At 54.6% G+C, this 26,229-nt stretch carries 24 protein-coding genes and 1 riboswitch; of the genes, 3 read left to right on the top strand and 21 right to left on the bottom strand.

What is annotated here, in order from left to right; all coding sequences use genetic code 11:
* Positions 1-7: 7 nt before the first annotated feature.
* The 8 genes from MYS68_RS16815 to MYS68_RS16850 all read right to left on the bottom strand — a co-directional run bounded on the left by MYS68_RS16815 (position 8) and on the right by MYS68_RS16850 (position 7,098).
* Positions 8-685 (bottom strand): GntR family transcriptional regulator, encoded by a 678-nt coding sequence (locus MYS68_RS16815; RefSeq protein WP_248926939.1) that lies wholly within the window; start codon positions 683-685, stop codon positions 8-10.
* Positions 686-771: 86 nt separating this feature from the next.
* A complete protein-coding gene (locus MYS68_RS16820) occupies positions 772-1,302 on the bottom strand; it encodes a chromate transporter (RefSeq protein ID WP_248926940.1) in 531 nt (176 codons plus the stop codon).
* On the bottom strand, positions 1,299-1,886 hold the full coding sequence (locus MYS68_RS16825) for a chromate transporter (RefSeq protein WP_248926941.1): 588 nt from the start codon (positions 1,884-1,886) through the stop codon (positions 1,299-1,301). Before MYS68_RS16825 ends, MYS68_RS16820 begins: the two co-directional genes overlap by 4 nt.
* A gap of 45 nt (positions 1,887-1,931) precedes the next feature.
* Positions 1,932-2,405: a GlcG/HbpS family heme-binding protein gene (locus MYS68_RS16830; protein WP_248926942.1), complete on the bottom strand. Its 474-nt coding sequence runs from the start codon at positions 2,403-2,405 to the stop codon at positions 1,932-1,934.
* Between the two features lie 25 nt (positions 2,406-2,430).
* Positions 2,431-3,903, bottom strand: coding sequence for an aldehyde dehydrogenase family protein (locus tag MYS68_RS16835; RefSeq protein ID WP_248926943.1), 1,473 nt, complete (start codon positions 3,901-3,903; stop codon positions 2,431-2,433).
* A gap of 158 nt (positions 3,904-4,061) precedes the next feature.
* On the bottom strand, positions 4,062-4,772 hold the full coding sequence (locus MYS68_RS16840) for an iron-containing redox enzyme family protein (RefSeq protein WP_248926944.1): 711 nt from the start codon (positions 4,770-4,772) through the stop codon (positions 4,062-4,064).
* A gap of 173 nt (positions 4,773-4,945) precedes the next feature.
* Entirely contained in the window at positions 4,946-6,349 is a 1,404-nt protein-coding gene (locus tag MYS68_RS16845; RefSeq protein ID WP_248926945.1) for a hypothetical protein, read from the bottom strand.
* Positions 6,346-7,098, bottom strand: a complete 753-nt coding sequence (locus MYS68_RS16850; protein WP_248926946.1) for a creatininase family protein — start codon at positions 7,096-7,098, stop codon at positions 6,346-6,348. Before MYS68_RS16850 ends, MYS68_RS16845 begins: the two co-directional genes overlap by 4 nt.
* A gap of 143 nt (positions 7,099-7,241) precedes the next feature.
* Here MYS68_RS16850 and yyaC point away from each other — a divergent pair, with 143 nt between their 5' ends.
* Entirely contained in the window at positions 7,242-7,847 is a 606-nt protein-coding gene (gene yyaC / locus MYS68_RS16855; RefSeq protein ID WP_248926947.1) for a spore protease YyaC, read from the top strand.
* A gap of 56 nt (positions 7,848-7,903) precedes the next feature.
* On the opposite strand, the gene MYS68_RS16860 is transcribed toward yyaC, so the two are convergent.
* The 11 genes from MYS68_RS16860 to MYS68_RS16910 form a co-directional block, all read right to left on the bottom strand.
* A complete protein-coding gene (locus MYS68_RS16860; protein WP_248926948.1) occupies positions 7,904-9,355 on the bottom strand; it encodes a hypothetical protein in 1,452 nt (483 codons plus the stop codon).
* A gap of 400 nt (positions 9,356-9,755) precedes the next feature.
* Positions 9,756-10,634, bottom strand: coding sequence for an ABC transporter permease (locus tag MYS68_RS16865; RefSeq protein ID WP_248926949.1), 879 nt, complete (start codon positions 10,632-10,634; stop codon positions 9,756-9,758).
* Positions 10,618-11,394 carry an ABC transporter ATP-binding protein gene (locus tag MYS68_RS16870; RefSeq protein WP_248926950.1) on the bottom strand — a complete coding sequence of 259 codons (777 nt, stop codon included), beginning with the start codon at positions 11,392-11,394 and terminating at the stop codon, positions 10,618-10,620. The genes MYS68_RS16865 and MYS68_RS16870 overlap by 17 nt, the downstream gene beginning before the upstream one ends.
* A 4-nt stretch (positions 11,395-11,398) precedes the next feature.
* Positions 11,399-12,463, bottom strand: a complete 1,065-nt coding sequence (locus tag MYS68_RS16875) for an ABC transporter substrate-binding protein (protein ID WP_248926951.1) — start codon at positions 12,461-12,463, stop codon at positions 11,399-11,401.
* A gap of 30 nt (positions 12,464-12,493) precedes the next feature.
* Positions 12,494-13,537, bottom strand: a complete 1,044-nt coding sequence (locus MYS68_RS16880) for a Nif3-like dinuclear metal center hexameric protein (RefSeq protein ID WP_248926952.1) — start codon at positions 13,535-13,537, stop codon at positions 12,494-12,496.
* A gap of 615 nt (positions 13,538-14,152) precedes the next feature.
* Positions 14,153-14,515, bottom strand: a complete 363-nt coding sequence (locus tag MYS68_RS16885; protein ID WP_420852229.1) for a Na-translocating system protein MpsC family protein — start codon at positions 14,513-14,515, stop codon at positions 14,153-14,155.
* A gap of 114 nt (positions 14,516-14,629) precedes the next feature.
* Positions 14,630-15,586 (bottom strand): DMT family transporter, encoded by a 957-nt coding sequence (locus MYS68_RS16890; RefSeq protein ID WP_248926954.1) that lies wholly within the window; start codon positions 15,584-15,586, stop codon positions 14,630-14,632.
* A 157-nt stretch (positions 15,587-15,743) separates the two neighbouring features.
* A riboswitch (FMN riboswitch) is annotated at positions 15,744-15,893 on the bottom strand.
* Positions 15,853-16,179, bottom strand: coding sequence for a serine O-acetyltransferase (locus tag MYS68_RS16895; RefSeq protein WP_248926955.1), 327 nt, complete (start codon positions 16,177-16,179; stop codon positions 15,853-15,855). It overlaps the preceding riboswitch by 41 nt.
* A 181-nt stretch (positions 16,180-16,360) precedes the next feature.
* Positions 16,361-17,152, bottom strand: a complete 792-nt coding sequence (locus tag MYS68_RS16900) for a hypothetical protein (protein WP_248926956.1) — start codon at positions 17,150-17,152, stop codon at positions 16,361-16,363.
* A 332-nt stretch (positions 17,153-17,484) separates the two neighbouring features.
* Positions 17,485-17,736 (bottom strand): glycoside hydrolase family 55 protein, encoded by a 252-nt coding sequence (locus tag MYS68_RS16905; RefSeq protein WP_248926957.1) that lies wholly within the window; start codon positions 17,734-17,736, stop codon positions 17,485-17,487.
* Between the two features lie 655 nt (positions 17,737-18,391).
* A complete protein-coding gene (locus MYS68_RS16910) occupies positions 18,392-21,058 on the bottom strand; it encodes a family 78 glycoside hydrolase catalytic domain (RefSeq protein WP_248926958.1) in 2,667 nt (888 codons plus the stop codon).
* Between the two features lie 168 nt (positions 21,059-21,226).
* Between MYS68_RS16910 and MYS68_RS16915 the strand changes: the two genes are divergently transcribed.
* Complete coding sequence (locus MYS68_RS16915; protein WP_248926959.1) at positions 21,227-22,117, top strand: AraC family transcriptional regulator; 891 nt, start codon at positions 21,227-21,229, stop codon at positions 22,115-22,117.
* 89 nt (positions 22,118-22,206) lie between these two features.
* Positions 22,207-23,727, top strand: a complete 1,521-nt coding sequence (locus MYS68_RS16920; RefSeq protein ID WP_248926960.1) for an extracellular solute-binding protein — start codon at positions 22,207-22,209, stop codon at positions 23,725-23,727.
* 108 nt (positions 23,728-23,835) lie between these two features.
* On the opposite strand, the gene MYS68_RS16925 is transcribed toward MYS68_RS16920, so the two are convergent.
* Together MYS68_RS16925 and MYS68_RS16930 are read right to left on the bottom strand one after the other, a co-directional pair.
* Positions 23,836-24,666, bottom strand: coding sequence for a protein-glutamine gamma-glutamyltransferase (locus tag MYS68_RS16925; protein ID WP_248926961.1), 831 nt, complete (start codon positions 24,664-24,666; stop codon positions 23,836-23,838).
* Between the two features lie 74 nt (positions 24,667-24,740).
* On the bottom strand, positions 24,741-26,129 hold the full coding sequence (locus MYS68_RS16930; RefSeq protein WP_248926962.1) for an MFS transporter: 1,389 nt from the start codon (positions 26,127-26,129) through the stop codon (positions 24,741-24,743).
* Positions 26,130-26,229: the final 100 nt, after the last annotated feature.

Here is a 26,229-nt window from a genome sequence, read left to right on the forward strand (position 1 = left end):
CGTGCGATCATTCTTTCTCGAGCGCTTCCAGATAAGCCCTCTTGGAATTTTCCAGGTGAATCTTGGTCAAGCTCTCCGCCAGCTCCGCTTCCCCGTTCCGCACAGCCGAAGCCAGATCGCGATGCTCCTCCATCGCTTTGCGCAGCCGGCCCGGCAGCTCATAGCCGAGTGTCGCGAAAGCGCGGATATAATCGGACAAGCCGTCGAGCATTTGCGTCAGCCTCGGGCTTTGCGCGGCCCGGCAAATCACATCGTTGATTTCAAAATGATAATTTTTATCTTCCGGAGCGAAATCGTTTTTCGCCAAAGAACGGTCGATCGACTGGATGATTTGCGTCAGCTCTTCGCGCTGCGACGCATCCGCTTTCTGCGCGGCCATCTTCATCGCAAGGCTTTCCAGCGCGGACAAAATCGTAAAAATCTCAATAATTTCTTCCGGCGACAGCTTCGAAACGACGACGCCTTTGCGCGGAAGCGTTTTGACAAAACCTTGCGACTCCAGGCGGAACAGCGCTTCCCGAATCGGAGTCCGGCTCACGTTCAATTGGTCGGCAAGCTCCCGCTCAATGATGCGTTCGCCGGATTTGTAAACGCCCTGGACGATGGCTTGTTTAATATACTGATAAACTTTATCGCGAATGGGGCTGAGTTCTTCGTCTCTCCATATTACTGGCGTGTCCGGCATTTGGTATACCTCCGAAAAGTGTTTCCTTTAGTGTAATCGATATGATATCGCAATATCAACCACTTTCGGAGTGCGTCCGCACCGGTTCAGCCCAGTACAAAGGCGCCGTATAAAAGGGCTCCTCCGACCACGAGGCCCGGATGAAGCTTGAGCTTTTCCAGTGCGACAAGGCTGAGCGCCGTGAGCAGCGCCGTTTGCCACAGGCCGACGGACTGGTAGGCGCTCGCCAGAAACTGATAGGCGAGCGTACCGAGCAGCACGGCGACGATCGGCCGGACAATTTCGGTCATGGCCGCAACCTGCGGCGACGTTTTGAACGCCTCGCGGAACTTGAACAAAATGACCATCGCGACCGCAGTCGGCGCAATCGTAGCGATTAAAGCGACCGCAGCGCCGGGAATGCCGGCCACCTGGTAGCCGATATAGCCGCCCAGCTTGGTCGCTATCGGGCTCGGCAGCGCGTTGCCGAGCGCCAGCACATCGCCGAACTGCTCCAGGCTTTGCCAGCCGAAATGGTCGACGACCTCGCCCTGCAGCAGCGGAATGATCGGCGGTCCTCCGCCATACCCGAGTATATTGGGGACGAAAAAAGCCCAAAAGATGTCGAGCAGCGTCATGCGGAAATTCCCCTATCCGGCTCTCTCCGTTTTTTCCGGCGCCTTTGCAGCAGGTACGTCGACTCAATGAACGCATACGCCAGCGCGCTTCCGATCAGCAATCCCGGGTTCAGGTCGAAAAGCACGAGCGTTACGACGGAAATGAGCGTCCAGGCGATCGTTTTGCTTTTGACCCAGCTTTTCCACGCTTTCTTGAAGAAATCGTATGCGAGCGCCGCCATCATCACACCGATGACCGGCTGAATGCCGTGTGTCATACCGCCCACGATGCCGGAATCCTTCAGTTTATAGATCGCTCCCAGCAGCAAAATCATGCCGGCCAGCACGGGCACGACCATCGCCGCGATCGCCACGCACGCACCGAGCGTTCCCTTCACCTTGTAGCCGATATAGCCGGCCATTTTCGTCGCGATCGGCCCCGGCAGCGCGTTGCCCATCGCCAGCACTTCGGAGAACTCCTCGTCCGTCATCCAGCCATATTTTTGCACGGCTTCGACGTGGACGAGAGGAATCATCGTCGGACCGCCGCCGTAGCCGAGCAGACCGATCCGAAAAAAGCCGAGGAACAACCTCCAGTAATCCATCTTCCTCCACTCCCCCGGTGTTCGAAGCAAGTCGCCGGAAACGGACTATTTTTTGATATCCGCCTGCGTCATCACTTCGTATTCGCTGCCGAGGTGCTCCTGCAGCGCCTTCAAAGCCGCGGTGCCGACCGCGGTGTCCTGCTCGCCGTTGCCGCCGCTGACGCCGACGCCGCCGACGACTTCCCCGTTCACGACGATTGGGAAACCGCCGACGAAAATCGCGAACTTGCCGGGAATCATCACATGAATCCCGAACGCTTCCCCGGTTGTCGTCGCCGGCCCTCCCGGCTGGTTGAACAAATGCGTGGAGCGCTTATGGCCGCTCGCGGTAAACGCTTTGGCCATCGCGATCTCAGGACCGGTGATGCGCCCGCCGTTCATGCGCTCCATCGCGATCACATAACCTCCGTCGTCGACGATGCAGATCGTCTCCAGCGCCTTCACTTCCTCCGCCGCTTTTTTGGCGGCTTCGATCATGATTTTCGCTTCCTCCAGCTCCAGCTTTAATGCCGATTTCATACAAGGGCTCCTTTCACTCTCGTCTCTAGCCTTGCATACCGTGGTAGACAGTTTTAATCTGTGTGTAAAAATCGAGCGCGCCCCGCCCGGACTCGCGGTAGGTGGCCGTGCTGGACATCTTCACGCCGCCGAACGGCGCGTTGACCGCATTGCCCGTCGTCGGGCGGTTCACCTTCACGACGCCGGACTCGATGCCCGCGATAAACCGCCGGGCCGCATTCATATCGGCCGTGCAGATGGCGGCGGACAAGCCGTATTCCACATCGTTGGCGATCGCCATCGCCTCTTGGAACGTGCCGGCGCGGATGACGGAAATGACCGGCCCGAAAATCTCCTCCTGCGCGATGCGCATGTTCGGCGTGACGCCGGTGAAAATCGCCGGACGCACATAATAACCTGCGGCATGCTCGCCCTCGGTCAGCCGCTCGCCGCCAAACGCCAGTTCGGCGCCTTCGCTTTTGCCTATGTCCACGTAATCCAGCACGTTGCGAAGCTGACTTTCGTTGGCAAGCGGCCCGACGTCGACGCCTTTGCGCAGTCCGCTGCCGATGATAAGCGCCCGCGTTCGGGCTACCAGCGCTTCGACAAACCGGTCATGCACCGAGTCCATCACGATGACGCGGCTCGTTCCGGTGCACGCCTGCCCGGTCAGCTCGAAGCCGCCTTTGACCGCCAGCTCCGCCGCCTGCTCCACATCGGCATCGTCCATGACGATAAGCGGATTTTTGCCGCCAAGCTCAAGCTGCACGCGGGTCGACAGCCGGACGGAGCGGTTGATCTTCTCTCCGGCTCCGGTGGACCCGGTGAAGGTCACGGCTTTGACCGCCGGGTGCGTGACAAGCGGCGTGCCGGTCTTCGAGGCCGAGCCCGTCACGAAGTTGATGACGCCGGCCGGCATCCCCGCTCCATGCAGCGCCTGTACAAGGCGGCAGGCGATGAGCGGCGTATCCGACGCCGGTTTGAAGACAACCGTGTTGCCGGTCACTAGCGCCGGAGCGATTTTACGGGCAGGGATCGAAAGCGGAAAATTCCATGGGGTGATAACGGTTACAACGCCCAATGGCTCTCTTCGCGTATACACGAACGTCTCCGGATCGTCGGAGGGCAGCGTCTCGCCGGCAACGTTCATCCCTTCCGAAGCGTAATACCGCAGCGTCTGCGCCGAACGCTTCACTTCCATGCGGCTGGCGGCCAGCGTCTTTCCCTCCTCGCGGGTCAGCTCCTCGGCAAAACGCTCGAGGCCCGCCTCCAGCCAGTCCGCAGCCTTGTACAAAATATCCGCGCGCTTGCTCGGAGCCGTTTCCCGCCACGCGGGAAACGCGCGCTGCGCAGCCTCGATCGCACGGTTGACGTCCTCCTCCGCCGACGCCTGGAAGCGGCCGACGATCTCCGCGGCATTCGCCGGATTCGTGCTCGCGAACGTTTCACCGCTTGCGGATTCGACCCACTGCCCGTCGATCAGGTTTTTAAAGGTTTCTACAAGCGTTTCCGTCGCCATAAAAAATCCCCTTTCGCGTTTCGCACAAATTTGCAGCCGGCTCCGGTGAAACGACCCTGACGCATACCGAATCCCGCTTCTTTAACGCGGGCCGGCGTCCGGTTCGGCGTTTCGCTGAGCCTGTTAATCCGGCCCCCGTTCCCGGGAGCCGGCCGCGGTTACTGCTGGCAAAATTCGCGGGAGATCGCCGCTATGTACATTCTGCGCATTCTCGTCGCCTCTTCGACGATCTTGATGCAGCGCTGCTGGTCCTCCGGAGTTCTGGCATATTCGAGGACGATTTGGTAGCCGCGTTCGCCGTGAATTTCATCGGACACAATATGCAGATCGAAAAATTCCACCTCTTCGTCCGTAAAGCCGTATTTCTCGCGCAAAGTCGGGGTTTGCCGGCGGTAAATCGCGGGAACCTGCGACTCAAGACCGACGACGAGCGCCGCTGTCGCAAACAGGAAATTTTCCTTGAAAGCCATCCGGTAGCACCAGGACTGAAGGCCGATCGTTTCCGGAAGCAGATGCTCCATCGATTCGATCCTCTCACGGGTCGTGCCGCAGGCTTCGCCGAAGCGGATCAGGAGATCCGTGTGACGGTCGCCCCCGAGCTCTTCCTCCCACATGTTCTGCAGCAGGAAGTCTCTGGCGTCCTCATGCGGACAGTTCGCGTAGATGTAAGCCAAATATTCGGCAAACGGTCCGACGTAAGCGTAATGCTGCTCCACCCATCTGGCGAAGTGTTCCTTCTTCAGCTCGCCGTTCGCCCACATCGTCGTAAAAGGAGCTTTCGCTACGGCATTCCCTTCGATGGCTTGTTCCAAAGCGTGGCGGAACTCCTCTTTGTTCATCAATCGGTCTTGCGTTAACGTTTGTGCCATGTAAATACACTCCTCTCAAAATGTAAAAATGATGGATGATGACGGCATGAAGCTCGTCAGCCTGCGTGCGGCCGGGAATCTGCCAATCAGATTCCCCGGATGCACTTTGTTCATTTGGTATATTGTATACCAAATACCTTCTGTGATCATTATCACTGATCCAAGCCCGACTGTCAACCCACTTTTTCAAGCATCAGCAGCAAAATGATGCCCAGCCCCAAATACGCGGCCGTAAACGGTGCATTCCAGTTCGATACGCGAAAAGCGCTCTGGCCGGACAGCCCGGCCATCATGCCCGCCGTTGCGTTGTAGGGCCCCATGAGGAAAGCGGTGGCCGCCCCGATCAGCATCGCCAGCGCTACGAGCCAGGCGGAAATGCCCAAAGCCTGCGGATTCAGCGACTCGGCTGCCAAAGCCAATCCGACCGCAGGGTGAAGGCCGGCGAAAGCAAGCAGAAACGGAATAAACGGGATCAGCAGCAGAAATACGCCAGGCCCGACGACATCTTTGGCCGCTATAATCCATTCGCCGATGACATGCCCGGCGCCTGTCGACTGAATTGCGGAAATCATAAATCCTGCGCAAAGGAATACGAAAAACTGCTCCTTCATCTTCATCAAATGAGCGGGGAGCATGGTCCGGCTTTTGGTCAGAAACAGCTTGCCCTTGCCAAGAAGCAGCGACCAGACGAATGCGAACGGAACGACGGATGCCGACACGAGCAGCAAAAAGCCGGCATGCGTATATTTTTCCAGCGCGGAAATCAATATATTAAACAGAACGATTGCAGCGATGATTTGTCCGGGGTGGCCGGCTTTCTCCCGCACATTTTGCCCGGCCTTGGGCCGGACCGCGTTTTCCCGGGCGGCGAAAATTTGGGCAGCCGCCTCCGAGCCGAGACGCTTCAGCCTGCGCCCCGCGATCCAGCGTCCCATCATCCCGTCCAGCACAAGGCCAAGGACGCTGAACGGGATTGCGACGGGAAGAATCGAACTCCATTTCACTCCTGTCATCTCGACGACAATGCCCACGATCGGCGCCACCGGCGTCCAAACGATCGGCATGCTGTAGCCGTGCGTGATCGCCCGGCTCATAAACCGCTCCTTTTGCTCGATCGGGTACAGCTCCAGCGATGAGCGGATCGTATGGTATACCATCGGCAGCGTCGCTAAATTCATAAATGAGCTGAGTATGTACGAGAGGGCGGAAGTAACCAGATAAAGCAGTCCCGAATGCTTGACCGTTTTTTGAATGATCGCCTGGATGCGTGCTCCATAGTTTCCGAGCTCGATGGGCAAAGCGATAAGCGGTATCAAGGCGAACAAGCTCAAAATGTTCATCATGTTTCCGAACCCGGAAATAAAACTTCGCCACGGCGCACCATGCGCCGCAAGCAGCACGATGCCGATCGTCACAAATATGGTGCCGAGCGCACGGACAAACGGTTTCACGAAGCCGAATACCGCAGCCACAATCAGCAAGCTCACGGCGGACACCATCCAATGCAGCGCGTCGGCCGGGTAAAAAGCCGATGCCAAATACGCCGTAATTCCGACGAAAAATAATGCCGTCTTCATGCCTCCAGCACTTCTTTGACAGCCTTGGCCAGACGCTCCAGAGCGGTTTCGACTATTTCCCTGCCGATATCGGCGCTTGCTTTGGTTGCATCTCCGAGACAGCCGTTGAGGGTCATTTCTTCATAATAATAAAAACCTTGCAGCGGATTGCCCGGCCGCAGCTTGCGCCATCTTCCTTCCTTAATGTCGGCTTTCTCCAGCTTATCCGTCCTGACGAGCTGCGGAGCCAAATACATCGCCTCCGACACCTCGCGGTCGCAGCTGTGCCCGTATAGCTTGGACTCGAGGCGGCGATCCATCACATCTTTGGCGGACGCCGTCGTTTTGGCGTAGTAGATGCGCACATCGAGTTCTCTCGTGAGCATTTCCACGGCCACGCCGAGCGTAGCCTGGTTGCCCCCGTGCGAATTGAGCACGAGGAAGTTTTCGATGCCGTGCTGCTTGAGCGATTTGATCATATCGCGCAGTATCGCGATAAGCGTGGCCGGCTCCAGCGAAATCGTCCCCGGAAAATGCAGGTGGTGCGGGGAAATCCCCATGTTCACGGTGGGCGTCATCAGCGCCTCGGGATGCAGCTTCTCCGTCAGTCGTTTGCCCATTTCTTCGGCGAGCACGGCATCGCAGCTCTCCACCATATGCGGACCGTGCTGCTCGTGCGCCCCCAGCGGAATAATGGCGATTTTGACCGTCTTTAGCGCCGTCTTCACCTCCGGCCAAGTCATCTCCGTCAATAAGTAAGCGTTAGGCATCGCAAATCAACCTCCTCAATAAATGGTATGTCATATGGTATATTGTATACCAAAATACGAAATGTTCACAAACATTTTTGGTTTACCATTTATTGTCGCGCCGCCGATCGATTAAAATAAAAACAGAAAGCAGGTGATAAACCATGATGTACCATAAGCATTACCTGGACAAAAAATCGGTCGCGTATTTTTCCGAAGCGCTGGTCAAGCATTTTTTAAAAAATCCGGCTTACGCCGGCATTGCCGTTGTCTGCATCGGCACCAACCGGTATAACGGCGACTCGCTCGGACCTATGGTCGGCAGCCGTCTCGCCGAACGGTTCGAAAACCATCGCCAAGTCCGTGTATACGGAACGCTGGACAGCCCTGTACACGCGCTGAATTTGCAAAAAGCGGTGGCCGCCATCGCCGAAGCCCACAAACGTTCCTATATTATTGCCGTCGACGCCTGTCTGGGGCAATTTTATAAAATCGGCACCATTCAGCTCGTGGATGAACCACTCGAGCCTGGGGTCAGTCTCGGCAAGCAGCTCCCTCCCATCGGACATATTCATTTGAAAGGGATCATCAACAATTACGGTCCTTTGAACCATAAAGTGCTGGAGCATACGAGCCTGACGTTTGTCGGGGAAATGGCCGTTGTCATGAGCCGCATTCTCGTCAAGGCGTGCCAGGACATCATCCCGCATCTGTCGGCTGCGGAACCGGCCGCTCACGAAGCGGCGAACAAACGGTCATCCGGCAGCTGAGAGCACATGCTGCTAGGCACTAAGCGTCAGGCGGTCAGATCCATGCCGGACGACGGTTACCAGATCATTATCGCAATGACGGTCGAAACGCTGAGCCCGATAACGACCGGCACGAAATTTTTGCGTGCCAGATCGATCGCGGATACGCCGGCAAAACCTGCGACGGCAACGAGCGACGACCAGGCAATAAGCGTTCCCCCTCCGGACCAAACCGAGCCCATCTGGCCGATGGCCGCCAATGTCGACGGATCCATGCCTACCGTAGGTGCGAGCGCTCCCGACAGGGAGCCCGTAAGCGGAAGACCGGAAAAACCCGATCCCTCAAGTCCGGCTACAATCCCCATCAGCAAAATGCCGAAAGCCGTAATAAATCCGTTCGACGGAATCGCATATTGGACCGACATGACGAGATCGTACAGAAACGCCGGCGGCGCCGCTTTCTCGCCCAGCGAGAGGATGCTTTTGGAAAAGTCGGCATTGCCGAGAAAAAAGAATCCCGCGATCGGGATGACCGGTCCCATCGCTTTAAATGCAAATACGAATCCTTCCGTCAAATGATCGCTGATTTTGTCCAATGCGCCGATTTTCGAAAAAACCGTGCAGGATAAGATGAGCAGGATGACCGCTACCCCTCCGATAAACGCAGCGCCGTCGCCGCCTTCCAGCCCGCCCATGCCGGAGCCGCCGAATTTGCTCGCCGCCATCACCGCCATGATACCCAGCATCGAAAGCGGAACGATAACGGAGAACAGCTTGGACCACTTGAGCACGGAAGGATGCAGCGTTTCGACGGCTGCCGCTGCTTCCGCGTATTCCCGGGTCTGCAGATCAGGCTGCCCTGCATGAACCGATGCTTCCGCATCCGGCGCAGCCGCCTTGCGAATCTGTCTGCGCGTCATCAGATAGGCGCCTACAATGGAAACGCCCCCGGTTATGAGCGACAGCACCATCGCTTTATCCGCTACGGCGGAGGTGGAGACGCCGGCTCCTTTCGCGCTTAGCATCGGCGCGACCTGCATCACGTAGTCGGACGACAGCGCCATCCCTTGACCGGCAAGCGCGATCGCCATGGCCGCTCCCATCGCAGGCAATCCGGCACGAATCGCCGCGGGAACAAGCAGCGCGCCGATCAACGGCACGGCCGGGGTCGGCCAGAAAAACAGCGAGATGACGTATGTAACGAGGGCCAGAACGAAAAACGCGATATGTCCGTTGACGATCCATTTTTGAATCGGCAGGATCATCCGGCGATCCGCTCCGATGTCCCGCAGCGAGGCGAGCAGCGCCACCATAAAGGTGATGATCAGGAAAATGGTGAAAAGCTCCTTGGCTGCCGTCAAGTTTGCATTGTATACCGCCTTGAAACCGCTGATCACATCGCCTTTGTAAATCCATCCGATCAGGAAAGTCCCTGCCAAGGTCGGTATAATAACCCCTCGCCGAAAAAGCATTGTAACAATAACAATCAATGTCACAAAAGCATACATATAGTGCGAAAAAGTTAGCATCCCCTATCCCTCATCTCCATTTTTTTGTGCCCTCAAGCTGAATTCTAGCACATCCCGGCGAGTTATAACAGACATTTTTAGCATTTGGTATACAATTTTATCAAAAACCATCGAGACTTCGTGATGTTTATGTTATTTTATATAACACAAACATAACAAAATCAGCGAAAATTCTCGATTTTTCCATAATCACCCCTTCCCATACTAAGCTAAAAACCGCATTTCAAAATAGAAAGTCATCTGAAAGCGATTACATTTATACTATCATATATACTGACCTCTGAAAAGTCTTTTGGTTTATTGTATACTAAATTAACCGACTATTTCCGGAACAAAAAAAGCTTCCCTCGTCCGCGATAAACGCAGGCTCGGAAAGCCGGTCCCGGGTAAAGGAACCGAATTAATTGTCAAAATGATATTTTTTCATCGCATACCGTCCGAGAGCGTTGACAACGCCGTATAATACGATCGACAGAAGCGCCAGCATGACAATGCTCACCATCACCATGTCCATTTGAAACACCTGGCCGCCGTAGATGATCAGATAGCCGAGCCCTGCTTTGGACGACAGAAACTCGCCCATGATGACGCCGACCAGCGTCAGTCCCACGTTGACCTTGAGCGTGGCGATAAAATTGGGAATGCTGGCCGGCAGCAGCACCATCCGCAGCATTTGCGAACGTGTCGCACCAAACGATTCCATCAGCTTGAGCTTCGTTTTCCCGACCTCCTTAAAGCCGCTTTCCACCATGATGATCGTCACGATCACGGAAATGGCGATCGCCATGCCGTAGATCGAATACCGGTCGCCGAGCCAAATGTAGAAAATCGGGCCAAGCGCGACTTTGGGCAGCGCGTTAAGCACAACGATGTATGGCTCCAGCACCTTGGAGGCGTAAGTCGACCACCAGAACGCGATGGCGATAACGGTGCCGAGCGCCATCGACACCACGATGCCGATGACGGTCTCGAGCCCGGTCGTATACGTATGCTTCAGCAGCTCCCCGCTTGACGTAAGCTGCTGGAACGAAGCGAAGAGCTTGGACGGCATGCTGGTCAGCATCGGATCCACCCACTTCCATCTCGCGGCCCATTCCCATAAGCCGAAAAAGACTACAAGCAGCAGCAGCTGGGAAACGCGGATGGTCCACAGCTTGCGCTTTTGCGCTTGCAAATAACGGATGTACAGCTCGGATTTCGTTCGTTCGGCAACCGCCAGGGACGGCTGCTCCTTCGTCGGTTCCGCAGTCATCGGCAATTCTCTAGCCGGCAGCGACATGGCCTTCCAACTCCCTCCAAATGTTGTTGAAGTACTCATTGTAACGGCCCGCTTCTCGTTTCGCCCACGGAGAGAGAGCGTGGCCTTCCTCCATTTCAATCCTGTAAATCGAAGAGATCGTACTCGGCCGCTTTGACATGACCATCACCCGGTCGGCCATGCTGATCGCTTCGGAAATGTCGTGCGTGACCAGGATGGCGGTCTTTCCCTGATCTTTGATAATGCCGAAAATTTCGTCGGCGAGCGTCAGCCGAGTCTGGTAATCGAGCGCGGAGAACGGCTCGTCGAGCAGCAAAATATCCGGCTCCGTCACGAGCGTGCGGATGAGCGCCACCCGCTGACGCATGCCGCCCGACAGCTGCGACGGGCTGTGATGCGCAAAGCCGCCAAGGCCGTATCGCTCAAGCAGCTCGAGCGCTTTGCGCTCCGCCTTTTTTCGGTCCAGCTTGCGAATTTCCGCACCGACCATAAGATTGCTTAAAATATCGCGCCACTCGAACAAATAATCGTGCTGCAGCATGTATCCGACCTTGGGGGAGGTGCCGGTCACCTCCTGCCCGTCGATCGACACCTTGCCCTTGGTCGGCCGGTACATTCCGGAAATGAGAGAAAGCATCGTGCTTTTCCCGCAGCCGCTCGGACCTACAATGCTGATGAATTCTCCCGCATCGATCGATAAGTTGATGTCGCGGATCGCCTCCGTTTCCTGCTTCGGCGTAAAGTAACTGAGGCAGACGCCCCTTAATTCGATTTGCGCCATAGGCTTATTTCCCCGCTTTCCCGATGTTTTTCACAAAGCTCATGTCGACGACGGCATCCATATTTGCGATTTTTTGCTCCGGCTTGAGCACCCCGTTTTCGATCAGCACCTTCTGCAGCGTCTCAAATTGAGCAGCCGTAAGCTCCGGGGAGGCCGGCCATGTATCCTGCTTTTTGTAGCGGTCGATGGATTGGATGATGACGTCTTTGGGCGTGCCGTCAAAAAACGGAGCCAGTGCGGCGGCGATGTCGTCCGGAGAGGCGGTGTTCAGCCATTTTGTCCCTTTGGCGACGGCATTGACGAATTTTTGAATCGTTTCGGGATTGTTTTTAATAAAATCCGACGTAGCCACGTAGGAGGTTTCCGGAAACTCGCCGAACGCTTGTCCTACCGAGGTGACATAGTGGGCTTTCCCTTCCTTTTCCAGCGTAGAGGCAATCGGCTCGAACACCTGGATAAAATCGCCTTTTCCGCTGCCGAAGGCGCCGGCCATAGCCGTGGAAGCGATGTTCGTCACCACGTCCGCCTTGCCCACCTTCTCCTGCTGCAGCTTCGTATTCAGCACCATTTGCGGCGCGCTCCCCGGCCTCCAGCCGATCACGGTTTTTCCTTCCAGGTCGCTCCACTTAAACCCGTTCAGCTTGCTGCGCGACAGCAGGAAGGAGCCGTCCTTCATCGTCAGCTGGTGGAAAATTTTCAGCGTTTTATCCCCCTTCTGGTTGTAAATGTAAATGGCCGTCTCCGGACCGACCAAAGAAATATCCGCGGTGCCGGCAATCAGGGCTGCCGCCCCTTTATCGGAACCTTGCGCGGTGTTCATGTCTACATCCAGACCTTCTTCTTTAAAAAAACCTTTTTGCATCGCGATATAATGAGGTGCATAAAAGATGGAACGGATGACTTCGGAAAATTTGACCGTCTTGAGCGTTCCCGTTTTGCCCGGTTCCGGCTTTGGCGCAGAAGCCTGCTGGGTTTTGGGCTCGGCCGCGGGGGCCGACCCGCAGCCTGCGGCAAGGGCAAGCAGCACGGCGGAGAGCAGCAAACTGGCGGTTTTCTTCATGTTTCTCATGGTTCATCGTCCTCTCTTCATATGTATGGGTTATATGTGAACCGCACGGGGCGGCTTGGCGACCAGATGCGTTTCCGCCATTTGCCGTCCGTATTCGGCCATTTGCCGGTGACCGATGTCCTGCAGCGCCACGGCGGTGATGCGTTCTCTCAGCAAAAACACCTCCACCTGCGGAAGCAGCATTTCGAGCGCGTAAGCCAGAGGAAGCCCGTTTTCCATAATTTCCACCGAATGCGGATTGCCTACGATAAAATTCAGCCCCCGCTGCCTGGCCAGCTTCACGAACTCATGATCTTCGCGGACGCGGCTGATGCTGACGATGATCGTATCGGTTTCCGGATACATGCGGAGCGCCGTTTCCAAATGCTCAAGCGAAAACCCGGTGTGCGGGAAAAAATGCAGCACGTGCCTGACCGGACTGTCCGGAGTTCCGCTCAGCAGCTTCGCCGGGTTGGCCAGCGTCGCCTCCTGCAGCGACGGCTCTCCGCGGATCGCCCGCTCCGCCTCCAGCATGCCGAGGTCGATGTCCCTGCCCATAAATCGGTCGATTCGCGCCAGGATGTCCCCGGCGGTGCGCACGTCGTCCAGGGCTATTCCTTTATGCAGCACGTTGCCCGGCAGCCCGCAAAACGAAATGTCCGTTTTCAGCTTGCGGTGCCCGTGCAGCAGCGTCAATCCCGGGTGAAGCCCGTGAAACGCTTCGTGCATTTCGATCAAGGCGAGGTTGTACAGCGGCAAATAGTCGGCAAAAGGCACCCCGCCCGAGCTGGCGGCATCCGCTACGGGATGGTGGACGACGATCAGGTCGAGTTTCATCGCGGAAGCCAGCTCGATCACCGATTCCGTCAAGGTCATGCCTACCCCGATGCGGGTTACCGGCTTGAGCTTGTCGCCGAAAACAAGTCCGGGTATCTCGATCACACTTTTTCCCGGTATATTGGACGATTTCATGACCACGTACGGATTGCGGCCGGAAGTCACCTCGTTCCAGTCCATAACCATCCGCCCTTTTGAGATCGCGTTTAACGCCTCGAGCACATCCGCCACGTTCGTGCGGGCTTGTTCCATTTTCATGCGCGTTCATCTCTCCCTCGTTGCTTTATTGAGCTGCAGCTCGGTATCGAACAAGCTCTTATATCGTTTTTTTCAATGAAAAAAACCGCCATCATGAGCATACGGGTGCCGTTCAGACCCGAATATGTCATAAGTAGCGGCTGCAAAGCTCTCCCCGGGGAGTTCTTTAACACCTGCTATTTAGGTATGGCGCCGCGCGGACAAAATGGAAGCGAATCTCTTTTTTTGAAAAAGGAATCGACGCCTTAATGCCCTCAAACGCCATACGCTGCCTAAGCATGTTTAAATAACTACGATATAAAGCGCTTACATCGTATATTACCACAATTCGCCAAACATAGCCATACCAATTGCATATTGTATACAACTTTTTTTCTAAAAAAATGTCGGACCCGCTCGGAGGCAAAATGGAATCCGGCCTCTTTTTCCTAAAGGACCCAACTCCTTAATGCCACATCAGAACGATACCTGACATCTTTTTCGACAATTTAGAAGTTTTTAAGTTCATATCGCCGATTTATGTTATATAACATAACATATACTTTCCGCATAATCAATATATCAGCGAAAAAATTTTAAAATCAACCGCTTTTATGTTATGTTCGCGTTATATAATCATTCGACGGGCTGATCCAATACAATGACGGTCCCCGAATATTCAGTCACAGGGTCGTAGTCTTTGAGCACAAGCCTCACTTTCAGGCCAAGCGTTTTCTCAAGCTGCTCCTTCAGCATTTTTTTGTTCGCCTCCATCAGCAGCGAGTCCACGCTGGCCGTAATGCTGCGGTGCGATTCGTCCAATATCTTCAATGCGGGTATCCGTTTATGGGTCGCAAAAATAAACACCTTGTCCCCGGCGATATCGATTTTTTGCGATTTGATGCCGATTCCGAAAATTTCCTGGTTGATCGAATTGTAAATTTTAATAATTTCCTGTTTCAACACGCCGATCGAATATTGACCTTTCACCGAAATCATCTCCCCGTTTTGCATTGGCTTCGCTTATCCTTTATTTCTACGGATGCCGGGACATTCCTTCCTGCATGGAGAAGCGGCCCTATGCCATTTTGGCACGAGGACCGCATAAAGGAGTCATGGAGCTTGAGATTCTTCCCGCGAAACGAAATACAGCGCAAACCAAATCAATGCAAAGCCGGCGAGCTGCGGCATCGTGACCGGCTGGTGAAATACAAGCCAGTTCAGCAGCACCCCTACGGCCGGAAAAGCAAGCTCAGCCAGCGTGGCGTAGGACGCCTTCGTCCCGGACAGCCCTCTGTAGTAAAGCAGCAAGCTGAGCAGTCCCGGTAAAAACGCCTGGAGCAGCAAATTGCCGGCAGTGGCCATCATAGGAACCGCCCCGGACGGCATGTGCCACGGAGCTCCTTCCGTCCACGTCACCGCGGCAAGCAGCGGCAGCGCGAGCACAAAACGGACGGCCGTCACCGTCTCGAAGCTCATCCGGTCCAGCAGCAGCCGGCCCATCACCGTCGAACCGCCCCACAGCGCCGCGGCGCCGACGGACAATAAGCTGCCCCAAGCAGCCAGTTCGGCCCAATGGCCAACCGGCAGCGCAAGCCCGAAGGTCAGCATGTAGGCTCCGGCAAGCGCCATGATAAGCAGTGCCGGGAATGTCCTTGGCAGCGCCTCCTTCAGCACGAAGCGGGCCATGCCGATGGCAAACAGAGGCTGAATTTTTTGCAGCAGCAGCACCGTATTCGGATTGCCATGTGCGAAAGCCGACGTGAACAGCATTGTGGCCACCGCCGAGCCTCCCCAGCCGATGAACAGCATCGCCAGCAGGTGCTTCGGCAATAGTCCGCGCAGCTCGGAGCGGCGGCGCCAAAGCACCGGCAGCGCGAAGACAAGCAGCAGGATGTGCTCCAGCAGCACCAGCTGCGCCGATGTCAGCGTTTTGAGCAGCAGGATGCGAAACAGCGGGTCGATGCCCCATAAAGCGGCACCGATGACGACCAGCATGATCCCGTTTTTCGCGGTGGTTTCCGCCCGCACCGTTGCACCGGACGGATTGTACAGATTGGCTCTCTCCATATTCATCTACCTCCTGTGGCTTTCCGCGGGAAAGCCGGTTTGGTTTATGAATAGGACCCTTCGCAAGAAGAATGCCCCGCTATCCATAAGGATTAACGGGGCATTTCCAAACAAGCCTAGTCCTGGTTTTTTCAAAAAAAACCGGACTATGCCTGTTTAGGACCTTCTCCCATCCGGACTGTACCGTCGGCTTTGGAATTGCACCAAATCAGTCGCATGCTGCCTGAAGCGGCACGCGAGTCGCGGGCTCGGATGCGCGGGCATCCTCACCGCCGGTCGGGATTTTCACCCTGCCCCGAAGGTCCGTATTCATTTTTAATCATTTTGTTACGCGGAATGATTGACGAAATATTATCATTGAAAAATGAAAAAAGCAAGGTTTTTTTCAACCTTGCTTCGTGGCCGCTGAGCTTCTTTAAGATGCGGGCGGCGTTTCCGCCGATAGTCACATTTTGATATATAATGCAGTTATCTCCGATGACAGCCGTACTACCGATAACGGTACCCGCTCCGTGCATGATGGTAAATTTCTTGCCGATTTTAGCGGCCGGATCAATCTCAATCGCGGTGAACGCTCTTGTAATCGATTGCACAACATAAGCAGCTGTCTTCCATCCCTGTAGTGCAGTTTATGCGCCAGCCGATAACCTCTGACCGCATTCCAATTTACTGAAAAAAGAGCCCGGATAATTTGGGTTAACATTACCAATCACCTTTTTAACCGAATTTCGTTCCAATTCACCGTTATGATACATATTGTATCACAATTTGACTTTACGGTAAAGCACCTTCTATCTTGATAAACCCGGTGATCGGTTTAGAATCCGGAACAGAGATTTGTATGGACTGATTGGTTCTGGAAGTTGAAGTAATCATAATATTCGAATTTGGCAAGCCTGTGCTGTTTGCGGAGATAAATAATGGAATAGGACTGATGTTGCCATATGGCAATATTAGATTCTTGGGCAAGTTGAGTTTTTGCGGCGAGCCGGGAATGCCTACATACCTGGTTAAGCCAATATAGATTGTGGCGTAAGGCTTTAAATGATTGCCTGCCGTCCCGCCCTGCTTAATGACCGTTAACCTGGCCTCTCCGCTGACAGGAGCGTTAGTTACCGTTGCATTTTGTTTTTCAGGGAAAAGCGCGGAAGGGTAACCCGTAGAAGGTCCGAAATCAAAGTCTTCCATCTGGAATCCGCCGAACCAAGAAGCGTCGTTCATGTGAACATACCAACTATTTACATCGCCTTTCTGAAATCCCGACGCCCCGGGATAGTAATAATTAATTCCTGTGCAATGACCGATTTTCACGGCATAATCTCTGGGGTATTGCGGCAGCTTGAAGTTCGAATTCCAGCTGAAGCCCACATTTTCGAATCTGGAGTTCAGTATTCCTCCTCCATCGACACCGATATTCCAGTTTTCTGAATAGATCGCGGCATTTCCAATCGCCTCGAACCTGGTGTGCATCAGCCTTGCGTCGTACATAATAAATTGTTTTGGAAAATTTGTTGTGAAAGCCTCCTGATAGATACCGAACGGAGAATAACCTAGATGTGTCCGCATGATGAAAGTATCCCTCATTCTCCAGCACCCGATAGAAGCCCAGCTATTTCCGGTAAGGATAGAGTTAATTATAGAGTTGTCACCTTGACAATTATAGAAATATACCCCGTAAATTTTCGGTAGCGAAGCAATTTTGAATTGTATTATGGTCGTTATTGTATACAAATCCCGCGTTGAATCCTCTTACCATTATATTCTCGACGGTGGTAGCCCCGTTAAGTTGTACCCCATGTTGTTCGATCGGCTTGACACTCAAGGTTTAACTCCGAAATCAGCTCTTACCTGCAGATCTTTGAACTGAGGTTTATTTTCCCAAGATGCCCTCTTGATATTTATCGCGGGGGTATTCGCCGGAAATTGTTGTTTTTCGTTAAGTACAATACTGTTGATTTCCATCCGGAACCCTCAACGATTATGCTATCGAATTCCAGCTGCTCGGAAAAATTATATTTTCCCCGGGGGAAAAACAACTTTTTACCTGATTTTTGAGCCTCTAAAATAGCGGCTTTTATTGCCGCAGTATCATCGTTTGTTTTATTGCCGTAAGCCCCAAACTCCTTTACCGATATATAATCGGATCCCATGGTAAAAACCTCCTCCGATGAAAAACTTGGGAACATCATCGTTGCAGCAAATAAAAAACGCCGGAAGTCCTTATAAATAAAGAATTTTCCGGCGTTATAATTTCCATGTATACGATTTTTCTGTCGCGAAGGTTCATATTCGATTGAAATAATTTTACCATGGGACAAACAGAAGCTACAATGTGCATTCAAACAGTTTTTAGCAAAAGGACATTTTGCGGCTTTCTTCCGGCTTTCGGCTTGCCGCTTCGCTCTCCGGACGGGCCCTCGCCGGCTGACAGCGCATTTTCGCGCTCTCGAGCTCGGGCGGAGCCGCTTTCGCGTGCCGAGAGACGGTTTTTACCGGCTTTCGGCTTGCCTCCCGCTCTCCGGACGGGGCCTCGCCGGCCTGAGAGCGCATTTTCGCGCTCTTGGGCTCGGGAGGAGCCGCTTTCGCGCGCCGAGAGACGGTTTTTCCGGCTTTCGGCTTGCCGCTTCGCTCCCGGCCGGGCCCTCGCCGGCCTGAGAGCGCATTTTCGCGCTCTCGGGCCCGGGCGGAGCCGCTTTCGCGTGCCGAGAGACGCTTTTTCCGACTCTCGGCTTGCCGCTTCGCTCTCTGCCGGGCCTTCGCCGGCCTGAGAGCGCATTTTCGCGCTCTCGAGCCCGGGCAGGCACGCTATCCAATAACCCGCACGAAGCGGTACTCGCCCGAACCGAGGGCAACGGCCGCACCCTGCTCCCCCGACTCTACGATCATAACGCCCTTCGCTTCCGCAAGAGGGGCTTCGCTTTCCGTCCAGCTGGCCGCACCGGCTCCGGGAAGCCGGAGAGTCGCCGTCGTATTGGCCGGAACCGTCACGTTGATCTCGAGCATATGATCGCCTTCCATCTTCCATGACGACGCGATTTTGCCGTACATCGACTCCAGCGACGCTTCCGCCCATGTCATGCCCGGACTCGGCGTCGGCTGCAGCACGATGTGCTTGTAGCCCGGCCTCTTCTCGTCGGCATCGATCCCGGCTACCCGGCGGTACAGCCAATCTCCGATCGAGCCGTACGCGTAATGGTTAAACGAGTTCATATCCTTGCTCCAGAAGCTGCCGTCCTCCTTGATGCCGTCCCAATGCTCCCAGATCGTCGTAGCGCCCTTGGTCACCTGGTACAGCCACGAAGGATAATCCGTCTGGAACAGCAGCTTACACGCCGTTTCATGCTTGCCGATATCGCTGAGCACAAGGTTCAAATAAGGGGTTCCGACAAAACCGGTCGTCAGGTGGAACCGGCTTCCTTCGAGCAGCTGCATCAGCTTATCTTGTGCACGCTCCCTGGCGGCTCCGTCCACCAGCCCGAACATGAGCACGAGCAGCTGCGCCGTCTGCGTGGAAACCGACAGACGTCCGGACGGCGTCACGAATTCGCGGGTGAATTCCCGAACGATATTCTCATACAGTTCGGCGTATTTCGCTTCATCCTCCTTGGCCCCGATCACCTGAGCCGCCTTCACAACGAGAGAGGTCGAATACGCGTAAAACGCCGTTGCGATCAAATCGCGGTCCGTTGCGCCGATGTAGCTGTCCGGCTTCGAATCGAGCCCGAGCCAGTCGCCGAAATGAAAGCCGGTGTTCCACAAATACGGGTTATCTCCTTGGCTGCGGATATATTCCACCCAAATCTTCATGCTTTCGAACTGCTCCTCCAAAATGCGCTTGTCGCCGTAAGTCACATACAGCGTCCACGGGCAGATGACGGCGGCGTCGCCCCAGGCAGCCGAAGAATGCTTGTCATCGTCCTCTCCGAACTCCAGCACATTCGGGATGACAAACGGCACTCCGCCGTCCTCGCGCTGATCCGCCTTCAAGTCCCGCAGCCATTTGGTGAAAAACGGGGCGACATTCATCAGAAACGTCGCGGTGCGGATGAACATTTGCGCGTCCCCGGTCCAGCCGAGCCGTTCGTCCCGCTGCGGGCAATCTGTCGGCACGTCGAGGAAGTTGCCCTTTTGCCCCCACAAAATATTGTGCTGCAGCTGATTCACAAGCGGGTCGGAACAGGTGAAATGGCCGGTCCGTTCCATCGCCGAATGAAGCACGACCCCGGTGAAGTCCTCCAGCCGGACCGGCTCCGCGAAACCCGTGAGCCTCAGGTAGCGGAACCCTTGGAACGTAAACGTGGGCTCATACGTCTCCGGCTCGCCGGATCCGATAATATAACGGATTTGCTGCTTCGCGCTGCGCAGGTTTTCCGTATAGAAGTTGCCGTCATTATCCAAAACCTCGGCGTGCTCCAGCATCACTTCCTGGCCCGGCTTGCCGCGAACGGTAAACCTCACCCAACCGACCATGTTCTGGCCCATATCGACAACCGTTTCTCCCGCCGGAGTTTTGATGAGCTGAGCCGGCTTCAAATGCTCCGCCTTGCGCACCGGTTCGTTTTCCTGTGCGATAATGACCGTTTTCGCATGCGGAAAAATATCGACCGGCAGCCAGCCCGCATCGTCATACGCCCCGGTGCTCCAGCCCGGCCGCTCCAGCCGCGCATCGTACGTTTCGCCGTGGTACAGTTCGGACATAAGGATCGGGCTGCCTGCAGCCTTCCAGCCGCCGTCTGAAACGACGACCTCCTCCCGCCCGTCCGCATAGGTCAGGTGCAGCTGCAGCAGCAGCGCCGGCCGGTCGCCATACAGCTCCCGCTTGTTTAGCCATGTCAAAGCGCCGCTGTACCAGCCTTTGCCAAGCAGCGCGCCGATCGCATTGCCGCCTTCCTGCACCAGAGGAGTGACGTCGTACGTCTGGTACTGCAGCCTATGGTTATAGCTGGTCCAGCCGGGCGTAAAATAGCTTTCCCCCACCCGCTGTCCGTTCAGCTCCAGCTCATAAAGGCCGAGTGCAGTCGCATAAATGCGGGCCTTGGCGATACTTCCCCGCACTTCGAACGCCCGCCGGAGATAAGGGGATTGCTCCTCCGCTATGCCGTCCCCCTGCGGAGCGCCGATCCACTCGGCTTTCCACCCGTCCGCTCCCATCAGCCCGGTTTCCCAGTAAGCCGTATCGGACCATCCGGTGGCGGCTCCCCCGGTTCCCCACGCCTGGACTCTGTAGTAATAACGTGTTCTCGGCTGCACGCTCAATCCGCTCGGCTCGACATGTACGGACTGGTCGGAATCGACGATGCCGGAATCCCATATGACGTTTTGACCGCCTTCATCCGCAAGCACCTGAAGCTGGTAGGCCGTTTGCAGGACGCCCCTCTCCGCAGCTTGCAGCTGCCAGCTGATTCTCGGCGTTTTCACATCGAGACCGATCGGGTTTTCCATATATTCGCAGCGCAGTTTGTGTATGTTCATGAGGATCCACCATCCCTTTCCCGTATACGTTTTTCTTCGTTATCAGGTATAATTATAGAGGGAATCGCTTACATCTTATCCCGCCAAATCCGACATGTTATCCGGGCGAAAGCGCCATCGTTCGAACGCGAGATCCGGCATACGTTTTCCCGAAAAAGGAGTCCTGCCATGAAGCGCCCACCGAATACGTTAACGGCCGACCGGCTTTTGCAGCCGGAATCCTATATATTTGTGAACCGCGCCGTGGAAGATTTCAATCTGCCGCTGCATTCCCACGATTTCATCGAATTTGCATACATTGCCGAAGGCAGAGGATTTCACCATATCGAGGACGAAGTGCACCCGGTTTATAAGGGGCAGCTTTTCGTTTTGCCGGTGGGGGTGTCGCACGTATTCCGGCCCGCTTCGGCCAATTCGGCGAAAAACCCGCTGGTCGTGTACAACTGCGTGTTTACTCCCAAAGCCATCGATCTCATATCCGGCATCATCGCCGATGAAGCGATCGCGGTTCATCTGAACACGCTCCAAACGGACAGCCCCGGCTGGTACTCCGTCTTCGACACGGAAGGTACGATCGAAGGCTTGTTCATCCGGATGCACCGGGAATATACCCTTCCGCGCGCCGGATCGCTGACCTGCCTCCATTCGCTGCTGCTGCAGCTCGTCGTCGATACGTACCGGTTGAAGACCGCTTCCGCATCCCCGCTGGAACAGCACGCGGACAACCTTCATTTCATGCAGGTGCTGCAGTATGTGGAGCAGCACTTCTCCGAAGATGTCACCTTGGCGGAGCTTGCCGGAATGTGCCGCTGGAGCGAGCGCCATCTGCAGCGCCTGTTCAAGCAGCATACCGGCCAAACGTTTCGCGGTTATTTGCAAAACGTGCGCATCCGCAAAAGCTGTGAAGCGCTGCGCACGACTCGCGAAAAAATCAGCGCGATCGCCGAAAATGCCGGCTACAAGGACATCGATTCGTTTACGGCGGTGTTCAAGCGCATCGTCGGAAAAAGCCCCGGCGCATACAGAAGGCAGCCGCACGGAGACACTTCCAGTAAATAACAACCATCTGAGCTAATGATTATATATGAAATATCAGATACCACGTATAATGAAAGCGCAACCATTTCATATGTGGAGGTCGAGTTCAGATGATCGTAAAAAATTGGCGGGGAGCGGCGCGAATCACTTTTCTTGCGGCAGCGGTATCGATAACCGGCTGCAGCCAGGGAGCCCCGGGTACGACGGGGAACGTTCCAACCGCGAAGGAGACACCGGCCGGACAGCCGGTAAAAATCAGCATCATGGCTGCCCTGCACACGCCCGAGGTGCCGTCCGACGCCATCCGCAAGGTGCTGGAGCAAAAAACGAACACGCAGCTTGACATTCAATTCGTGCCCAACGGCTCGTATGAAGAGAAGTTTCGCGCAGCTTTGGCAACGGGCGCGCTGCCGCAAGTTTCATTTGTGAACCAGGCCTCGTTCATTACGCTGCGCGACGCCGTAAAAAACCAGCAGTTTTGGGAAATCGGCCCCTACCTCAAAGATTATCCGAACCTGAGCAAGCTGAATCCGGACGTGCTTAAAAACATGTCGGTGGAAGGCAAACTCTACTCCCTCCCGCAAGAAAACCCGCTTTCCCGGCAGGGCATCATTTTTCGCAAAGATTGGGCCGACAAGCTCGGGTTATCCGCTCCGAAAACGGTCGACGACATTTATAACATGCTGAAAAAATTCAAGGAAGCCGATCCGGTCGGCGGCGGACGCACCATCCCTTTGGCCGACCGCAACGATTTGATCTACGGTTCCTTTAAAACGCTCAGCTCCTATTTCGGCACTCCGAACAACTGGGGCATCGTGGACGGAAAACTCGTTCCCGAATTTATGACCAAAGGGTACATGGATACGCTGAAATTCGTCAAAAAACTGCGGGACGAAGGGCTGATCAATCAAGACTTTCCCGTAACGAGCAAAACCGACCAGCAAAACCTGATGTACACCGGCAAATCGGGCATGTACATCGGGTCGATCATGGACGTGCAGACGATGCAGACGAAAACGCAGGCCAATATCAAGACGGCGGAATATGACGTGGAAAATAAAATTGCCGGCCCAAGCGGAAAGCCCGGCGTGTGGGCGATACCCGGGTACGGGTCGGTCATTTTGTTTCCGAAATCGGCGGTGAAAACGGAGAAAGACTTGAAGCAAATTCTCGCTTTCTGCGATAAAATGTTCAGTCCGGAGATTGCCAATCTGATCTATTACGGCATCGAAGGCACCCACTACACGCTGAAGGACAATAAAGTGCTGCCGATCACCGACGCCAAGCTGCTGGAAAAAGACGTGCAGGGCTACACCGGACTGACGATGGCCCGCGTGACCAACATAACGCCGCAATATTTTACGGTACCGGTAGCGGAGAAGGCAGACAAGCTGGTCGGAGACGCCGTGAATTTCATCATCACCGATCCGACCGCGCCGCTCGACTCGAAAACGTTCAACGAAAAAGGCGCGCAGCTTCAGGAAATCATCAAGGACGCCTCGTATAAATTTATGACAGGCAACCTCGACGAGAACGGCTTCCAGGCCGCCGTTAAAAAATGGCAGGATCAGGGCGGCACCAAGATCATCGAGGAATACAACGCCGCTTATAAGACGGCAAACGGCAAGTAAGCCGCAAATCCGAGAAGGAAAGATTAAGGCCATCCTTTGGGGGATGGCCTCAGTCAGTAGACACGCACGGAGCGGATCGATGGATCGACGCTTCTTTACCGCGCGCTGCTAATTTGATATGAACCTTTTATTCCCGATTTTCGCCACAACTTGAAATTTTCTCATGTAAAAGTTCTGAATGTCGAGCTCTTCCAATCGATCGCCGCGAGCCGAGAATTGAGATAAATAAAGAAAGTCCGGGTAAGTGATCGTTTCCAATAAATAAGCCGATCTGCTGCTTCCCGGAATTCGAAATGTATTCAGCTTGTTTATGATCGCTTCTGAAGATACTATGCCTATACCGTGACCATAATATAAATCTTCCCCGATTTTAACGACATTTTCCCCTTGCCATTGCGGTGTTTCGGGAGAGACATCGGGATTTTTAAAATATAAAATGTCACCCGGGTAGGCGTTATTGCTGCCGTGTTCATCGATAAGGCGGAGGTTACTGTTGTAGTGCCAATCGTAAATCAGCAATTTTGCGAAAAGCCTGTTAAATTCAATTTCTTTGATCGATTCCAAAACTCCCTTATACAGTACAATAACTACAGCCGTTGCACACTCAAAGCCGTATAATCTGCCATTATGAAATATGTCCCTAATGCCTGCAGCCGGAGATACCCCCTCTTTAAGCGAGAACCCACCTTCCGCCGTTAATTTCCAATACGCTTCGTTGCAATGCGCATTCTTAAAAGATGCGAATCTGGCCCCGCTTTGGTTCAGCATTTTGGCCCCAGTCACAATCTCGTTTCTTAAATTCATCTCAAACCGTAAATGATTAACGGAAAAGTAGTGGTACGAGACCGGACTTTTTCGTTTTTGTTCATATATCGCTTTTGCGAGTTGTGGCCACGAGGTAGTATCAACGTCTCTTTCCACGCCGGATATAAAGATCATGTTGATTCGCCTCTCTGTGTGAAACTGGGTTATGTAAAATATAATATGGAATGATTTCCAGTCCTATGTTAGGTTTAACCCCGTTTCTTTTCATTTGATACCGAAAAAGCGGAAGTTTTCATCCCGGGCATGCGCACGGTAAGGGCCAGCATCAGCACGCCGAGTACGGCGCAAGTCCACGCCATGCTGTGCAGATGGCCGGTTGTGATGTTTTTGCCGAACAGCGCCGCAAGCAGGCTGGAAGAAAGAATCGTCCCGATAAACCGGGAAGTCATAAAGAGCCCGGAGGCGATGCCGGTCTCCTCTTTCGTGACGAAATCGTACAATGCCGTCTGCATGCCCAAATTATTAAAACCGTTGGCGATCCCGAGCACGCATAGCACGAGGAAAATCGTCACCACGCTTGCCTGATCCTGAATGATCAGCAGCAGCAAGCTTCCGGCAACGACGGACGCGGTCCCGACAAGCAAGGACGGTTTGGAGCCGCTCCGGTCGATCCACCTGCCGACCAGCGGCGTAACCAGCACGCTGAAACCGGCGATCGACAGCATGACCAGGCCCGTCTTCTGCGGGTCCATCATCTGCACGCTCTGCAAATAAGACGGAATGCCGAACATGATCGAATAAAACGCGACATTCGTTAAAATAAACTGAGCGTAGATCAGCGTTACGTTCATATTTTTCCGTAAAAAAGCGACGTCGATGAACGGTTTGGTTTGTCCGAGCTCGTACCGGTAAAGCCAATAAGACAAACCTGCGCTGACCGCCAGCTTCCAGAAGCTGAAGCCGTCCGCGAGCGCCAGGAAAAACAGCAGCCACATGAAAATAGCCGCCGAAAACAGCACGACTCCCCGCCAATCCATATCCGATACGCGTCCGGTCGCCTTAGCGTCGCTGGGGAACAGCTTCCACGCGAGCAGGAAGGAAGCGATAATAAACGGAAAATTGCACAGAAAAATGAGCGGCCAATCCCCGTAGTGCAGCAGCAATCCTCCAAGCGACGGGCCGAAAGCCGCCGAGGTGCTGGAAAATATCGACAATACGCCGAGCGCCTTCGCCTGATTGGAAGTGATTTGGCTGCGGATCATCCCCATGCCGGACGGAAACAAAGCCGAGCTGCCCAAAGCCTGGATGATGCGAAACCCGATCAGCCAGCCGAAGCTCGGAGACAGCGGAGCGAGGCTCGACGACAACGTGACGAGCAGCAGCCCGAGCATAAACACCCGCTTGCGGCCGAACAGGTCGCTCCACTTGCCCATAACCGGCTGCCCGATCGCGCTGGCCAAATAATAGGTGGAGATGAGCCACGATACGTCGGCAAACGTGAGCCGAAAATCCTCCTGCAGCCGTGCCAAAGCGACCGAAATCATCGTCGTATTGAGCGGGTTAAGCAAAGTGCCGAGAGCTACGGCGGTAATGAGCAGCATTTCTTTTCGTTTGATCCTGGTCTGGTCGAGCGCCATGATGCCACCTCTTTTTTTCTCTTATCCGAAAAAATATTCGCTATTGCCGGTCAACCGTTGCCAATGCAACCATTTTTAGCATATACTAAAATAGTGGCAT

The sequence above is a fragment of the Paenibacillus hamazuiensis genome, from assembly GCF_023276405.1.
Taxonomy (GTDB): domain Bacteria; phylum Bacillota; class Bacilli; order Paenibacillales; family NBRC-103111; genus Paenibacillus_AF; species Paenibacillus_AF hamazuiensis.

Bases quoted from the DNA above. Each gene is read 5' to 3' on its own strand.
- MYS68_RS16925 (WP_248926961.1), bottom strand. From the start codon at position 24,666: ATGATCTTTATATCCGGCGTGGAAAGAGACGTTGATACTACCTCGTGG.
- MYS68_RS16915 (WP_248926959.1), top strand. From the start codon at position 21,227: ATGAAGCGCCCACCGAATACGTTAACGGCCGACCGGCTTTTGCAGCCG.
- MYS68_RS16860 (WP_248926948.1), bottom strand. From the start codon at position 9,355: ATGCTAACTTTTTCGCACTATATGTATGCTTTTGTGACATTGATTGTT.
- MYS68_RS16890 (WP_248926954.1), bottom strand. From the start codon at position 15,586: ATGGAGAGAGCCAATCTGTACAATCCGTCCGGTGCAACGGTGCGGGCG.
- MYS68_RS16850 (WP_248926946.1), bottom strand. From the start codon at position 7,098: ATGCCTAACGCTTACTTATTGACGGAGATGACTTGGCCGGAGGTGAAG.
- MYS68_RS16820 (WP_248926940.1), bottom strand. From the start codon at position 1,302: ATGACGCTGCTCGACATCTTTTGGGCTTTTTTCGTCCCCAATATACTC.
- MYS68_RS16870 (WP_248926950.1), bottom strand. From the start codon at position 11,394: ATGGCGCAAATCGAATTAAGGGGCGTCTGCCTCAGTTACTTTACGCCG.
- MYS68_RS16930 (WP_248926962.1), bottom strand. From the start codon at position 26,129: ATGGCGCTCGACCAGACCAGGATCAAACGAAAAGAAATGCTGCTCATT.
- MYS68_RS16840 (WP_248926944.1), bottom strand. From the start codon at position 4,772: ATGGCACAAACGTTAACGCAAGACCGATTGATGAACAAAGAGGAGTTC.
- MYS68_RS16880 (WP_248926952.1), bottom strand. From the start codon at position 13,537: ATGAAAATGGAACAAGCCCGCACGAACGTGGCGGATGTGCTCGAGGCG.
- MYS68_RS16825 (WP_248926941.1), bottom strand. From the start codon at position 1,886: ATGGATTACTGGAGGTTGTTCCTCGGCTTTTTTCGGATCGGTCTGCTC.
- MYS68_RS16835 (WP_248926943.1), bottom strand. From the start codon at position 3,903: ATGGCGACGGAAACGCTTGTAGAAACCTTTAAAAACCTGATCGACGGG.
- MYS68_RS16875 (WP_248926951.1), bottom strand. From the start codon at position 12,463: ATGAGAAACATGAAGAAAACCGCCAGTTTGCTGCTCTCCGCCGTGCTG.
- MYS68_RS16910 (WP_248926958.1), bottom strand. From the start codon at position 21,058: ATGAACATACACAAACTGCGCTGCGAATATATGGAAAACCCGATCGGT.
- MYS68_RS16815 (WP_248926939.1), bottom strand. From the start codon at position 685: ATGCCGGACACGCCAGTAATATGGAGAGACGAAGAACTCAGCCCCATT.
- MYS68_RS16885 (WP_420852229.1), bottom strand. From the start codon at position 14,515: ATGATTTCGGTGAAAGGTCAATATTCGATCGGCGTGTTGAAACAGGAA.
- MYS68_RS16845 (WP_248926945.1), bottom strand. From the start codon at position 6,349: ATGAAGACGGCATTATTTTTCGTCGGAATTACGGCGTATTTGGCATCG.
- MYS68_RS16865 (WP_248926949.1), bottom strand. From the start codon at position 10,634: ATGTCGCTGCCGGCTAGAGAATTGCCGATGACTGCGGAACCGACGAAG.
- MYS68_RS16905 (WP_248926957.1), bottom strand. From the start codon at position 17,736: ATGGGATCCGATTATATATCGGTAAAGGAGTTTGGGGCTTACGGCAAT.
- MYS68_RS16920 (WP_248926960.1), top strand. From the start codon at position 22,207: ATGATCGTAAAAAATTGGCGGGGAGCGGCGCGAATCACTTTTCTTGCG.
- MYS68_RS16830 (WP_248926942.1), bottom strand. From the start codon at position 2,405: ATGAAATCGGCATTAAAGCTGGAGCTGGAGGAAGCGAAAATCATGATC.
- yyaC (WP_248926947.1), top strand. From the start codon at position 7,242: ATGATGTACCATAAGCATTACCTGGACAAAAAATCGGTCGCGTATTTT.
- MYS68_RS16900 (WP_248926956.1), bottom strand. From the start codon at position 17,152: ATGCGGACACATCTAGGTTATTCTCCGTTCGGTATCTATCAGGAGGCT.